12 protein-coding genes are annotated in these 14,367 nt (G+C 40.6%); all 12 read right to left on the reverse strand.

Going from position 1 to position 14,367, the window contains the following annotated elements:
• Nucleotides 1-11: 11 nt before the first annotated feature.
• The 12 genes from LOS73_RS19145 to LOS73_RS19200 all read right to left on the reverse strand — a co-directional run bounded on the left by LOS73_RS19145 (nt 12) and on the right by LOS73_RS19200 (nt 14,323).
• Nucleotides 12-2,711 carry a hypothetical protein gene (locus LOS73_RS19145; protein WP_033028854.1) on the reverse strand — a complete coding sequence of 900 codons (2,700 nt, stop codon included), beginning with the start codon at nt 2,709-2,711 and terminating at the stop codon, nt 12-14.
• Nucleotides 2,712-2,832: 121 nt separating this feature from the next.
• Nucleotides 2,833-6,015, reverse strand: coding sequence for a hypothetical protein (locus tag LOS73_RS19150; RefSeq protein WP_007377693.1), 3,183 nt, complete (start codon nt 6,013-6,015; stop codon nt 2,833-2,835).
• An 88-nt stretch (nt 6,016-6,103) separates the two neighbouring features.
• A complete protein-coding gene (locus LOS73_RS19155; RefSeq protein ID WP_237113683.1) occupies nt 6,104-6,466 on the reverse strand; it encodes a GPW/gp25 family protein in 363 nt (120 codons plus the stop codon).
• Nucleotides 6,467-6,536: 70 nt separating this feature from the next.
• Nucleotides 6,537-8,159, reverse strand: coding sequence for a phage baseplate assembly protein V (locus tag LOS73_RS19160; protein WP_008136320.1), 1,623 nt, complete (start codon nt 8,157-8,159; stop codon nt 6,537-6,539).
• A gap of 1 nt (nt 8,160) precedes the next feature.
• On the reverse strand, nt 8,161-8,895 hold the full coding sequence (locus LOS73_RS19165; RefSeq protein ID WP_007377696.1) for a CIS tube protein: 735 nt from the start codon (nt 8,893-8,895) through the stop codon (nt 8,161-8,163).
• Nucleotides 8,896-8,897: 2 nt separating this feature from the next.
• The gene (locus LOS73_RS19170; RefSeq protein WP_007377697.1) at nt 8,898-9,101 is read right to left on the reverse strand and encodes a hypothetical protein; all 204 of its coding nucleotides are present in this window, start codon (nt 9,099-9,101) and stop codon (nt 8,898-8,900) included.
• A 24-nt stretch (nt 9,102-9,125) separates the two neighbouring features.
• Nucleotides 9,126-9,581, reverse strand: a complete 456-nt coding sequence (locus tag LOS73_RS19175; protein ID WP_008136322.1) for a phage tail protein — start codon at nt 9,579-9,581, stop codon at nt 9,126-9,128.
• 49 nt (nt 9,582-9,630) lie between these two features.
• The gene (locus tag LOS73_RS19180; RefSeq protein ID WP_007377699.1) at nt 9,631-10,077 is read right to left on the reverse strand and encodes a phage tail protein; all 447 of its coding nucleotides are present in this window, start codon (nt 10,075-10,077) and stop codon (nt 9,631-9,633) included.
• A gap of 133 nt (nt 10,078-10,210) precedes the next feature.
• Complete coding sequence (locus LOS73_RS19185; RefSeq protein WP_007377700.1) at nt 10,211-11,650, reverse strand: phage tail sheath family protein; 1,440 nt, start codon at nt 11,648-11,650, stop codon at nt 10,211-10,213.
• 671 nt (nt 11,651-12,321) lie between these two features.
• Nucleotides 12,322-12,723 (reverse strand): 3TM-type holin, encoded by a 402-nt coding sequence (locus LOS73_RS19190; protein ID WP_007377701.1) that lies wholly within the window; start codon nt 12,721-12,723, stop codon nt 12,322-12,324.
• A gap of 63 nt (nt 12,724-12,786) precedes the next feature.
• Nucleotides 12,787-13,203 carry a hypothetical protein gene (locus LOS73_RS19195; RefSeq protein ID WP_007377702.1) on the reverse strand — a complete coding sequence of 139 codons (417 nt, stop codon included), beginning with the start codon at nt 13,201-13,203 and terminating at the stop codon, nt 12,787-12,789.
• Nucleotides 13,204-13,342: 139 nt separating this feature from the next.
• Nucleotides 13,343-14,323, reverse strand: a complete 981-nt coding sequence (locus LOS73_RS19200) for a transposase (protein ID WP_457934154.1) — start codon at nt 14,321-14,323, stop codon at nt 13,343-13,345.
• Between the last annotated feature and the right edge of the window lie 44 nt (nt 14,324-14,367).

A 14,367-nucleotide genomic window follows, 5' to 3' on the forward strand; every position in this document is an offset into this window, starting at 1 on the left:
GTGTTCCTTAATTAAATTCGATTTGGCGTGCTGTTAGCAACGATAAATTGGTACTTCTCTGGCGAAATTGGATTAATAGCAGAAATAGACACAGGAAAAAGTGGCTTTAAATAAGCCAAAGGCGTATAGCTAATGGCGAGCCGCTGCTGACGGGATGCATGCTCTTGTAGACTAGGGCGACAGATTTCATCAATGTGATGCTGTGCTGTTAGATAAAAAATAGTATCGGCATCAAATCCATCGGGAAAGTTCGCATCGTGGCTTAGGATATTCTCATTAACCGAATCATGTATTTGATCAGCGTTTTGCCCTGTGATAATAAAATCAGTATTTGAATGTTCACTATCGTAGGTATTGAGTAGCTCCACTATGGTGGCTTTTATTGCATTCCAATTACCATGCTGCAGTGCTTGATACGTGAGTATTAAATCTGCAAGCAGCCAATGTGTGTGGCCTTTGTCATCAGTACTTTTGGGTTCAATTAAAAAAGAACTTAGTAGCTGGCTAAGTTGCTCTGTAATATTTAGCAGAGTGTCATTTTGCTCACTAAAACGAGTACGTTGAGTTTGCGCAAAATAATTCAACCAACCATAATATAAGCGTTCAAATAAACTCATCGTTTCTCTGTCTAGCCATAGACATTGCACAGGCATATGCAACGGCGTGTATTCACGGATCGTACGTTGTACAAAATCCTGAAATTCTGCTGTGGCAAAACGAGTTGTCCAATCAGGTAAAATGACATGTAAAGTATCGCTCAGTGCTGGCGTTGTAAGTAAACTCCCTTCAACCAAGTAAAAGCTTTCTCGGTTATGGGTGGCCAATGGCATTTGACCAGGGTGCGACATACCAAGGCGGCGCATAATACCCTTAGCCATAGAACTGCAATGCTGATACTGTAAAGTTTTAGAAAGATAATCAAAACCACGACAACGATTCTGCCCTAAATCACCAATCTCACTTAGCAAGCGGCATTTATCTATGTACTGACGCAACAATACCAAACGCTCAAGCAATGATTCATCAGGGTTAGGATCTCGTTCATCTTTTAAGCTTGGTGCATAAAGCGCAAATACCGCTTTGTATTTTAATAAATTACTATCAACAGGACGTTCAGCAAATCGCGCTAGTAAATGGTCTACGCTTTGATTTAATCGTGTCAATTGTGCAATAGAAAAGTCACTCTCAAGGCTGTGTTGCATGCCCCGCTGCCTGTAATTAAGCGATTGAGTATCTAACAAATGCTCAATTCCACTTATTTCTTCTAGCGCCTGACTTAATTGCGAATGCGGTAAAGTGCAAGCATGCTGCCAAAATACGTCGACCTGTTGAGCATTTAACGACTCACTAGCCAACATACAATCGAGTAACTTACCCAAACTTTCAAATGATTGCGGCTTTGGAAGCGAGAGAATATCGGGTAAAACATCAAGTTGTTTATGCTGATCTGCCAGTATTTGATCAAACAGATGTAAATACCCTTTAAACTGTAGTAATCGAGCCTTTTCAGTACTATCAATAGCTTCATTTAAGGTGTGCTCTGCAACAGCATACACTTGTGGAAGTTCATTCTGTAATGAACGATAGTCACTTAATCCTAAATGCCCTGCTTGCTCAAATTTAGGTAACATGACTGACTGAGTAACTTGAGGAGCTTGATTAAGCACCTGCAAACCTTGGCGTATCAGGGTTTTTTCTTGTTCGGTTAGCTGATATGACTGACCATCAATCAGTAAATTTAAGCCATTAAAAAAATTATCTTCATCAAAGCCTAATTGCGCAATGTTAACGATTTTCTCGTTATCATCGCTACCAAATTGAATTTGCCAAAACTCATAACCATCTTGAGCATTGTAGTTCCCATCCGCATTATTCTGATCGGCTAAAAACCGAAACGCGTTAACGCGCTCTATGTTTTCATACCCATGTAATACACTTAAAATGTCTGAGCTAAACAAGCGCACGCTATAAGATGACTTATGTAAGTCTTCATCTAGTACAAAGCCATGATGTAATTTGGGTCCTTGATAGATTTGCCCAGTACTCATGCCAAGTTGTAATAACTGCTGCGCAGAATACTTAGGGATATCAGGGGAGATCTCCCGACCGATTAACGTATACAAATCCGTTAATAAAGCCACTAAATTATCAACATGTTGTAATGACAAGGTCATGCCTATTGTCACTTTACTGACGTCATAAAATGTAATATCACCTAGTCTATGGTTCACGCATCGAGCTTGGCTAAATACACGACTAATCAGCTGTGTTACATTTGTTTTTTTGTCGTCATTAGTTGAGTACAACAGCACATTAAAATCTAAAACAGTGGCATTTGAGTCTTCGGTTTGACGCGATATAACATGTACATTTTTAACTTCTAGTAAATCTAAAATAAGGCGTCGATAGTCATCTTCTGTCACGCAGTGACTAAATAACACTTGCTCGGGCTCGTAAAATTTAACACTCCCCCCACTATGTGGTTGCGCTAATAGCTCCGGAATTGGATAGTCCAACTTATAACTGAGATCAGACAGCACATACACCAACACTTCTAGTACCGTTACACCAGGATCAAAACGGTTGTGATCGGTCCAGGTATTGGGCGCGAATTGTTGTATTCTAGCTATGCCTTGCTGACGCAGTGCCTCTAAATCTTGCCCCGTATTTCTGGGCGCAATATTTAAGATCTGCAGAACTTGATTGTCCATAACATTCCTGAATTAGTCATATGAATAACTACAAGACGCACGCATCCAAAAACTGTGAAAATTAATTTCAATTATTTTGTAAGCGGCCGTTTAATAATTAATTTAGTGGGGGAATACGGGCTTATTGAACAACAAAATCCAGTTCAATTTCCCATTTGCCAATACCTTCAAATACATCGCCTAAGGTATTAGCGAGGGCTATTTTGTGATTGCGAGCAGGCACTAAAATATCATGTGCATTATCGGCGCTAATTACGCTGTATTGTTTCTCAGTTTGACCTTTTTTAGTGGCACGGATCACTTGAATCATATCCACTGCAGGGTGGGTTTCTAGCACTTGTGCTATTGATGCTAAATAAATAGTACGCTCAAGCGGTTTATCTAATTTATTCCATGGTGTTAGTGAATCTACTACCATCTCGTTCAGGTCAATAACAGTGCTTTGAATATCGTATAATGGATCAATTTTTACGATCAATTCCAGCTGTACTTCAACATAATTTGGATCATCTATTTCAATTGTTAAGTTTGGTACAGACAACGCATTTACCTGCTCCCTAACTTGTCGCTTAAGATAACGCGGCACCTTGGGCTGCAACACCGTAACATCATAATTAAGCGGTACAACTACAAGCGATAAACCAGATGCATTAACCACAGGACGTACCGAATGCAACTGCGGGAAAGTTTGTAAAACGAAGTGCTCATAATCCCACCCGCTTAATAAGCGCTGTCGATGATGTAATCGTTCACTCACCCGACGGTCAAATTGCACTGTTTTTTCTGCTACTTTGGCATCAAAAGAAGCAAAAGGCTGCAATACTTTATCAACGTTAGGGTTGGGTAATAGCAACTTACTAATAGACTCACTGGGTAATGGTTGATCAAAATGAGAGGCGTCATTACCTTGGCTGGTTAGAGTCACCTTCATACCTTGCGCAAACACCCCTTTGAGTTTGGAGTAAATAGGAAAAGCATTAACGAAGCTACTCGGCACTTCAGTTTGACTATGATCTACCGTGGCGCGTAGCCAAAGCTTACCATCGTGATTAAATGAACCGTCTTGTGTCAGTTCAGGTAAATAAAATACCACTAACCCCGAATCGAGTAGATCATAAGTGCTGTCTCTGAGGATGCGTCCCTCACCCGCTTGACCTTGTGATTCTTCACGCTTGAAACGATGCCAAGTACCTGCGTTAAAGTACTCCCATACAAATAACGGGTTATCACCCATGTTATAACCATCAACGGGGTCAACCTGATAGTACATACGCACTTGCCCTGGCGTATTGACTTGGCTAAGCGCTATATACAAATAACCAAATTTTTCTATTCTGGGCAGTAAAGACAATAGGCTTTGCTTGTTTAATTGCTCAATTGGTCGCCCTACAGGAGTTATATGCTCTAAAAAAATAGGATTACCCACTGTCAGCGCTGATGAAGTAATACTTTCACTCTCATAGTGTAAAGTTAAGCTATCAAGAGTTGGGGTGTAAGGTGCATTCACTAATACAGGGTTATTTGAATTAGCATTCTTATAAGCAAATAGCTCAATCACTTTGGTATAATCTTTGTGGGCAAAATCTTGCTCTGATAACTCTAAGGTATAATACTTAGGCCATTTACTAGCTGTTGGCTCATCAAGAGGTAATAACTGATAGTCACGCAATGCATTATTATCGTTATACACAAAGGTTAGTGTGTTAATAGCGATATTATTTTTTACTTCAGGCAACGCGCCCGAATCTTCATTATAAAACAACTCAAGATGCGTTTGCGCATCACTTCTCGCATCTGAGCGAGAAATATTCACCACAGTGTGTGGCCAAGTTAAGCAGTGGCAATCACTTGAAAACAGTGTTTCCACCAACAATTCAATGCCTTCACAAGGTTGATCAATACCACATGAGGCGCTGCTATCAAAATAGCGTTCATCTAGACTATGCTGTGCACTGTAATAATAACTGTAGGCACGATAATAATTATCAAAATTATCGGGTCTATCTAACCATGCAAACTCGACATTAGCATGAGTGATATTTTTGATAACCAGTTCGGGGTGAGTAAAATGAACTTTAGACGCCAACCTTGGCGTCAGACCAAACGGCTCAAATGGCTTTGAGGTATCTAAATCTATCTCGCCATTATTCGCAACCACGCCACCTAGACCGCTCACTTGTGTAGTTAAACTCATTTGTGAGATTGTGAAACTATTAAAGCGCGTAAATACACTCGAATCATCACTATAGAGCAGATAGTAATAATCATTTTTAAGTACCAAAGCAATAAAAGGCAGGGCTTTATCTTCGCCAATAGGCGTATCTTCTAATGGTGTTATGGCAGGAAACAAACTATTGAATGTTAATTGCAGATGCTGTTCAACAACGCTCAATTGAGCTGCATCGATTTCTTTTATCCCTTCACTGGTTGAAATATAGAAGTCAAACCAAGTTAACCAATTTTGTAACAGTGCTTGTTCTCCAAAACCTAAGCTGACGATACGTTCACCGCCACTTAAAAATAAATCTTGTGAGGCAATTTTAAAGCCAACCTCAACACTTGATGACACTTGTTCAGCTAGCTTTTGCCCAAAAGTAGGCTCGCTTTGCTCAAGTAATATACTCTGCTCATTATCAAGTAATACTTGCTGATTTAAACTGATTCGGTCTGAAGACTTGATTTTATTAACAGTAGCAACATAATCCACTTGCGCTTTGCTAATAGTCACTACTTCATCAGTACTGTAAATAAGAGGGGCTCCCTCTGCATCTTTACCACCATCAAATTGTGTTCCCGCAGGTAAAGTCAGCATATCAACATTATTCAACGACATTACTAAATGCGCACTGTCTGCGCTTTCTGATAACGGCTCAAAGCGCAACACTTCGCCATAAAAATGATCTAAATGCCGCGCTACAAATTGATTAAACTGAGCATTACTGTGTTGTAATAAATCTATAAAGGTGAGTAATAACGCCATATCAGGACGACTGGCTAACTGTTTAATATGTTCATCCGCGTTACCATGTTCAAGTAGCTGCGCAAGACCCGCAAGCTTTTCTGGCTCGGGTAGTAGGTTTTCCCATGTGCCATTAGCTGATAATACACGCTCATCGATATAGTTTACTTGTTTGGCCAGCACAGATAAGTACTTCAACCAAGCGTCTACAGTACGCGGCTCTATGTCAAAAAAAGAACGAGATAACGCTTTAATATGCCGCCCTAGTTGACTTCGTCCCACTTCACTTGGGTTAACTGTATTAAGCGTCGCAACGGTGAGGTTGTTGTTAGACTTCAAAGTCATGATAGTACCTTGATAAGTAATAGATTTAATTAAAATGCAATAAAATAAAGCGTGCTCACAAAGATGACAGAACGTACTTTGATAGTGGCTAAACTGACTGCTCAGTCAAGTAGAATGGAAACACCATGTTGCTACGGCTGTTGGTTTGCCGTATCACGTAGTTAAGCTGAATTAACAGCACGCCGTCGTACAATTCGCTGCTATCAAATTCGATGGTTTGCAGAGTAATACGAGGTTCATGATTAAGTAACACGGTGGCAATTTCTTGTCTTAGTTGCGATAAACTCTGTTCATTCGCATCAGCAAATGAATAACTCGAAAGACCAGAACCCATATTGGGCGACAAAGGCCGCTCTCCGACTAAGGTATTTAAAGTCAAATGAATCGCTTGTTTAAGTAAGGTTTCACCGCTATCCATACCAGGCCCTGTGGCGGGGTTGCTAAACTGCACGGGAAAGCTCCAGCCAGTTCCTAGAAAAGCTTGATTTAACATTGCTGCTCCTTTTAGCCTTAATTTGAGGTTATTTTACATCCACACCTTTGCCTTCTAGTGTGATGCTATCTGAAGTTTTAAAATTAATGGCTTTTGCCACCTCTAAGGTAGACTTATCTTTGCTTTCAATCATTAATGACTCCCCTGCAACCAAAGACGTCATATCTTTTTGGGTTAGTTTTAAGCCTTCTTTAGCGTCAAAAGTGATGGTGTGATCGGCGCTACTTTGTAGTGTAAGTAGCGGCTCTTTTAAGGTGAATTGCAACGCTAATGCTTGCTCTTTAAAAAACAATCCGCGCTGCTCATTTTTATCATCATATTCAAATGGTGGCTTTGCTTTGGGGTTATGACATGCACCTAAAATCACAGGGTAACGACTATCGCCCCCAATAAATCCAACCATTACTTCTGTATCTATGTCTGGGGGCAGAAACAACCCCTCTTCAGCTCCTGAGAAAGGACTGGCTAACCGTGCCCAAAGTGGTTTTTCACCACTGGCACTGGGTAATAAAACTGGGATACGGTGTAATGCTTGTGCATCGGCTTTAAATGCAGCTACTTTCCCTATCAATATTGGGGTATAACTTGGTTTAGCATAGTCTGACCAAATACTTAGCGTTAAAGGAACACCCAGTATGAATTCACTAAACCAGCCATCACTCGACAAATGGTGATGAATTTCACCCACCACATAATCACCACTATATTCCTTTCCCACTCCAGAGAGTGTCAGTGCATCTAAATGCTTGACTTTAGTAAGCGCTTTTTGCGCAGACATATCTATACGTACATGCCCTTGGTACATATCGAGTAATCGATAATATTGCTCAGCACCGGCTTTAGCCGCCAACTCTAATTTTTCAATAGGTGCTTGTGATAGGCGTAAAGTATCAGGTAAAGCCATCGCCGTATCTGCATCACTGTGAGTTTTAAACTTAGCAGCCGGCATGACTGGATCAGCATTGTCGTAGAGTTTTTGTTCTTTTATATCCCAACTACTGTATTGCAGTTTTTTAAGATGCGAACTCACATCACAGTGCAAAGCGAAATCAACACAGCCATCCATTGCCACGTTAAATTCATGCGCAGTGGGAGTGTGTTTTGCCAAATCAACAACGTGATTTTTGCCATCGTTAAAAAATGCAAAACCATTGCACAGCACTCGGCGCATAAACACCGCCCATGGCTGTTCATCCACCACTAAAAATTGGTGATGTTCAATTTTACTGGCCGCTATAGTGCCAGGCGTTGCACCGTATGTAGTGAGTAAATCACTGAGAATATCGCCGTCTTTGGCTTTTTCATCATAGAGTTTACTCATGGCACTTTGACACAGCTTAATTGTATCGGCTCGAGCTTCAATATGCATAAATGGTTGCCGTTCAAAGCCTATACCTTGAGCAGTAATAACACCGCTAAATAGTACACTTTGTTCGCCATCACCAAAGCCGGCTTTTAGCTCTATCGCTTTACCCATAGTGAATAGCCCTTCATCAGTTTTAGCAAAGGTTTCTTTGGCCATATCACCGTCGTCAATTACTAAACTCAGATGCGCAATTTGATTAACGCCGTTTTTTACAGTTGCTTCTCGCAAGGCAAATTTATCACTGATTTTGTTGCCCTCTACGGCAATGGTATATCGCAAATCCATACTAACGCTCCAACGGCGGATAAATGATTTGCGTACCCACCTCAGCGCTACGAATAGAAGGTAGACGATTAACCATCGCCACCTGATGTACAAACTGTTGGTTGCCGTATATTTTTGCACTTTGCACAAGCACCGAACTGCCCGCCTTATGTTGGATAACATGAGTTAAGTCGGGAGAACTTTTACCTGATTTAAGTTTCATTTCTTTTTCAGATAAACACTCCACCACACAACAATGAACTTTGGCTTTTAAACGGCGTCCTTTGTTATCTACCAGTTCAGTTTCCACTTTAGTGGTGCATAACATGCCATCAAATGTCCCACTTGGGCCATGATTAAGTACCATATTCAATGGTTGGACTGTCACATAAGTGGGTTCGTGTGTTTCACTCTGAACTGCGGTGCCATACTTCAACAAAGTTTGGATGTTTTTTTCTGTTTCTATGTTCCCTTGCAACTTTGCTAGTAATTCGGTGGGTAAATCAATAATGGTGTCATCTAGCAAAAAGGTCACCGATAGCTTTGAAGGCGAAGACTTTTGATATTGGCTTGCGCCGCTTTCGGCGCCTATCGTTTGTGATTTTTGAATACTGTTGGAATAGCTGGTTTGCAACGATTTTGCATCATACGCAAGTGTCATCTCAGCCAGCTGGTTACCAGAGCCACGCTCTATTTTACTATAAAAGGTCACTTTACATAGCGGTGACCCAGCCGCATTTGCGCCAATACCTATCATTTTTATGGCCTTTTTTGTTTAGTAAATTGCTGAAACTGCTTGTCTATGTAGCGTTTTAAAGATTTTTCGATTTGTTCAACTTGGTTATTAATAGTCCCAGTATTTTCGCCTGTGCTAGTACTTTGTGATTGCGGCCTATCGCCATCAGGTTCACTTTGTCCAGATAAACGAGCTTTAACATGAATCGCATCACATTGAATTTCCATTAGCATCACCTTGTCTTTAATGTGTTAAGTAAAAGGAATTGGCACTGTCACCAAGTTTTGATAGCTAAACGTAATAGACTCAATGAGTACATCGTTACGCGTTGCATCTAGACTGTCCCACTCCCAACTTTCCATAAATGCGCGAGTGACTAGCCATGCTTTTGTGGGTAGGTTGTTATCGCTAAGTAAAGTGATCAAAATATCGTTGCGAACCGCAAACTGATTCCACTGCGGTAAACTAATAAAGTTTGTTAATTCCAAGGTGCTACCAGTGCGCAGTACACCACGTTTCAAAGTTAAGGTGCGCGATTGTTTATTACTGCCTACCGTTGCTCGATTACCGTCATACTCAATGTTGCGATTAACTTTTAGGCCACTGATTTCCTTAAAAAAAATATCTATCGGATTCGGTATAGCCGCTGATGTAATTAGCGCAGCAAAGCGGTATCCCACCATAGGTGTTGTTAGTTCTTGAATCATAGTAATGTCCAAAAAGGGCACTAACGTGCCCAAGACAAGGAGAATAAAATTAGTGGAATTCGATCTTAATATCATCGGCCATCATTTCTAACGACTCCACACTGGCTTCGTTTGAGCCACCATTAATACTTGGCGCTGTAAGCTTTTTAGGAAAAGCATTAATCACCTTCCAAGTAACCAATGGCTGTGAACGGTCTTCGTTAGTGAGTGAAATAGTAATGTCTTTTTTATCAACCAAATTTAAGCTAATTGATGAAATCCAATCATAAAACTGACTCTTTTGACGCACTAAACCTCGTTTAAGTGTGATATTCACATCGGTTGATTGCCCAGGCATGTGCTTTTTGCCGTAACCATCTTTGTAAGTAATGGTTTCAACACCAATGTCTAAGCCCGACACTTCAGAAAACGGAATGCTCTCCTCACCAAAACTAACGACAAATCGATATACCGGGATCGGGTATTCTGCTGCAATGTCTGCTGCTGTAGTAGCCATAAAAAACTCCAAAAAATAATAATTTTAGTGCCCAAGTTACAATAAAACTTAGGTAAATAAGTAAATTAAAAAGGCTGATTGAGAAAACATAAAACGTATAAATATGACCCCCAACCAACCTTGGTCGGGTTCGTTAGCCTTCTAAGCTCTTATGTGAGAAGGTTAATACAATAAACTCAGCAGGGCGTACCGCAGCTAAACCAATTTCTATATTCATTACACCATTATTGATGTCGTCTTCGGTCATGGTTTGGCCAAGGCCTACGTTTACAAAGAAGGCTTGATCTGGGGTCTCACCAAAGAAAGCACCTTGACGCCATAAATTCTCAAGGTAACTTTCAATCATGGTTTTGAGCTTTAACCAAGTGAAAGGCGTGTTTGGCTCAAACACCGCAAACTGTGTGGCTTTTTGAATTGACTCTTCCACTAAGTTAAATAAACGGCGAACCGATACATAGCGCCACTCATTGTCATTACCAGCAAGAGTACGTGCACCCCAAACCAAAGTCCCTTTACCAACAAAGGTACGAATCGCGTTGATTGATTTACCAGAAATGGCATCAACGTTAAGGCTCTCTTGCTCAGTGCTATCAATAGCAAGCGTTGGCGCAAGCACTTGCGATAAAGCTACGTTAGCAGGTGCTTTCCATACTCCGCGTTCTTTGTCGGTTTTAGCGATAATACCCGCAACGGCAGGTGACGGAGGCAATACGAGATAACTTTTTGCTAACGCCGCCTTAGCTTGATTATAAATTTGCGCGTTATAATCTGTATTTGTACTGTCATCATTACCTAGTACAGATAGCATCACATCTTTGTAAGTTATAGGGTCTGCTGTTTCATCTTCTACCACCTTAACAGTCACGTTTGCTTCATCGTAACTGCGTGCGATAGTCGTCTTTAAATATGGGTAGTAAGATGCACCATATTTTAAACCCTGCGTTACTTTGGCGCGCAAACGTTCAGAGTCATGAACAATTGCAGTAGTCCCAGCAGGCGTTTCTTGCATTTGCACATCAACTAATGCAAAACGGTCCATGCGTTTTTCTGCATGTTTAAGCGCCTTATTTTGCACCTCGTAGTGGCCAACTTCGTCTAAACCAATTGCTTCTGGAGATGAAATAAGTGTTACTTCATCAACCTTATTTAAAAGGTCAATGCCAGCGCTATAAGACTCTTTTGACGCAAGTGTACCTGCCATACCAATAGAAACGACATAACACGCCCCACCACCATTAGCAAAAAAGTGACTAACTGCTTGATGAAGAAAGAACTTAGCACCTTCTAGTTTTGCAAGATCATCAGCAACAGCCGCTACATTGGTAATATCATAACCTTTAGAGCTAGGCATTAGCGTAAAGCTCTCTTTGTATGGGCCACCAAAGTTTGCTTCAAACTGCACCATGCTAGTAATACGCACAGGCATGTTTAAAAAGTTGGCAGCATCACCGGCTTCATTAAGTTGAGTGGTATGACCAATAAATGCTGGAATTGCCGTTGCCACCTCTGCGACTGACGGCGGTAGAATTGATTTTTCTCTAACGTAGACGTCAGGGGTTTTATATTGAGACATAGTATTTCCTTTAGTTAATAGAACGCATTCTTAAACGCCGAAATGGCAAGAATTAGGGATTGAGCACCAAGCAAGCCTTTTATCAATGCCTACCCACCAAATAAAATGGATAAACGCCTGGCGGATCCTACTTAGTACTCAAAAGACTTTATGGGTTAACCCACGGCTCCGCCTCATCAGTCACAACTGATGGCAAAATAATTGAAACTTACTTAGAAGAAAATTTGAGTTACCTCACAACCAGCTTCATCTGTCACGTTAAGGCCTGTTAACCTTTTAAGATTACAGCTTGTTCTATCTAGGGACGATTAATCACGTTGCGAGGTTTATAACCTAGTGGGCTCGGTAACTGATCTTGCGTTACCCTACTGGCTTACATCCATGTAACAATAAATTGAAACCAAGCAACAAAGAGTAAATCGCCCCTAGGGCGAACCCAAAGGGCTACACATGTTTGGTTTTTTATACTGCGTTATCGCCTATTTATAGGGAATAACGCAGCATAGGCGCTGCGCTGCGTTGCCTACAAACCAAACATACCGCTGTAAATTCAACCTCGAAAGGTAAACAGCCCTAATAACAAGTTTATTTATATTGTGTTCAGAAGACGTTGTTCGATAAGAAATGTGAAAACTAATTGAAATATAATTTTGTAATGCATTATTTTATAGCTAGCGAGAAACACCTTTGAGTTTTTCAACGGTTCGTAAGCCCGCTAACCCCAACATGGCCAAAGTAAGCTCCATCATGACGTCGAGTGGTAATTGTGGAGTACCAATCTCTGGCAACAACCACTGCAATATAGGATTAATAACAAAGGCAAATAAAAAGCCAAGGCCGCACACCCACATTAAAAAAGGCCGGGCACCCGCCACAAATAAACTACGGTGAGATGCTTGCACTTGATTAATTTTTGCTTGAACTAAATTAGGTTGCTGCGCTACACGTTGTTTGAGAATATCTAAATTTAGCGTTTCTTCATCACTAGTAAATAACTCATCTAGTATTGAGCCGATTGCGTTAATAGGCTCTTGTGCTTTGGAAGAAAATAAAACCGATAACAGTCCCATCATTTATTCTCCTGCTTTAAATTAAATATGCTTTTTTACTGATGAAGAGTAATAACACTCCACGAACTAAACAACTGTAAGCTTTGTCTGCCCTGCATCAGTAAACTCAATAGTAATATTGATCATAGGTACGGGATCGGGTACACCTTGTGGACTTTGCGCTGGTTTTGAAATTTGTAGTAGCGCCATTATTTGCGTGTCTTTGGTGACTAGCGCTGTTTTAGACTTACCTTTAACCGTTAAATTTGGCTTACCAGAAATGACTTTACCCATCGCAATACCGCCCTTAAAAGCAGCGTTATCGTAGTTTGACTGAAATTTTTGCAACCACTGTTTTACATCATCCTCAGTGAGCACTGCTTTTTTACCTTGTGAGAATTTGTTTTTAGTCGCAGTTGGAATTTTATCACTGGTTTTTACTAGCTGCTGGGCGCCATTAACTGTAATTTTAATCGCAGCACCATCCACACATACAAGCGGCATAACCATCCCTTACTCAAATAAAATAAATTGCATACCTGAACAGACGCGTGAAAAGTAAAAATGTGAAATCCAACATTATCACAATAAATGAAAGTACAATCATGTAGGAAATTTAAGGGGTCAGAGGAAGTTTAAGGGGTCAAATCGCTTGCTTCATAATACTGTCAAAAATAGCATCTAATTGTTTTGAAAATTGCTTATCCTCTCTGCGCTTTTTTCTTATTTGATGAGTAATAAAACTCACAGAGCCACTATGACCAAGGTTAAAATACTCTGCAATATTACTTAACTTTTCAGCCAAAACCTCTTGGCAAAAATACATGGCAACTTTACGTCCTTCAAATCCTTTGCTTGGCCCTTTAAGCACACTGGTAATTTTAGATAGCGGGCAAGCATAATAATCAGCAACCGCCATAACCACCTCATTCATTGTGATATTCGGTTTTAGTTGCTGTAAAACCTCAGGTTCGGGGCTATTTATAAGCTGAGTGTTTTTCAACCAACGTTTAAAACCATCACTGCCCAAAACCGATGCAATATTACCTTTGTCGTAAAAGTCAGTGAGTTCATCACTGCTACCTCGTAATACATAAGCTTTGTACTGCTTAAACTTGTGACGATGACCCAGTATTTGATAAGTAAAGTCGCGCGTAAGCCATTCTGGTGGTTTTACTTTCCCGATATAAGCTGGGTAGCTCGACCAAGAATAGTGCGCTAAGTCATCCACCAGCGGCATAGTCATATCAATAGGATTACGATGGATATAGCGGCTTAATTGCAGCAGATACTCATCTTTTTCGACCAATATCGCCTTATACCTCCCGCGAAATAATGGCCCATCGGTATGCTTCAACTTATTATATCGCTGAGTATAAACCCCATTAATATGGCGCATAACATGGCCTAAATTCGCTTTGGGTGTTTCAATCAACAAATGATAGTGGTTCGTCATAAGGCAATACGCATGAATAACGCAATCAAAGCGCGCTTGTGCCTCACCCAATGTGGTTAAAAAGGCTTGAAAGTATAATTCGTCGTGAAAGGTATTTTGCCGTCCGCGCCCACGGTTCATAACATGATAAAAAGCATGTTCGTACTCAATTCGTTGTGGCCTTGGCATTGTGAACTACTTGTTTTAATAATACTCCTTTGAAGGTAGTCGAC

The sequence above is a fragment of the Pseudoalteromonas sp. SCSIO 43210 genome (genome assembly GCF_054133285.1).

Coding starts and splice junctions, on each gene's coding strand:
- LOS73_RS19165 (WP_007377696.1), bottom strand. CDS start 8,895: ATGATAGGTATTGGCGCAAATGCGGCTGGGTCACCGCTATGTAAAGTG.
- LOS73_RS19195 (WP_007377702.1), bottom strand. CDS start 13,203: ATGCCGCTTGTATGTGTGGATGGTGCTGCGATTAAAATTACAGTTAAT.
- LOS73_RS19200 (WP_457934154.1), bottom strand. CDS start 14,323: ATGCCAAGGCCACAACGAATTGAGTACGAACATGCTTTTTATCATGTT.
- LOS73_RS19180 (WP_007377699.1), bottom strand. CDS start 10,077: ATGGCTACTACAGCAGCAGACATTGCAGCAGAATACCCGATCCCGGTA.
- LOS73_RS19160 (WP_008136320.1), bottom strand. CDS start 8,159: ATGGATTTGCGATATACCATTGCCGTAGAGGGCAACAAAATCAGTGAT.
- LOS73_RS19190 (WP_007377701.1), bottom strand. CDS start 12,723: ATGATGGGACTGTTATCGGTTTTATTTTCTTCCAAAGCACAAGAGCCT.
- LOS73_RS19145 (WP_033028854.1), bottom strand. CDS start 2,711: ATGGACAATCAAGTTCTGCAGATCTTAAATATTGCGCCCAGAAATACG.
- LOS73_RS19175 (WP_008136322.1), bottom strand. CDS start 9,581: ATGATTCAAGAACTAACAACACCTATGGTGGGATACCGCTTTGCTGCG.
- LOS73_RS19170 (WP_007377697.1), bottom strand. CDS start 9,101: ATGGAAATTCAATGTGATGCGATTCATGTTAAAGCTCGTTTATCTGGA.
- LOS73_RS19185 (WP_007377700.1), bottom strand. CDS start 11,650: ATGTCTCAATATAAAACCCCTGACGTCTACGTTAGAGAAAAATCAATT.
- LOS73_RS19150 (WP_007377693.1), bottom strand. CDS start 6,015: ATGACTTTGAAGTCTAACAACAACCTCACCGTTGCGACGCTTAATACA.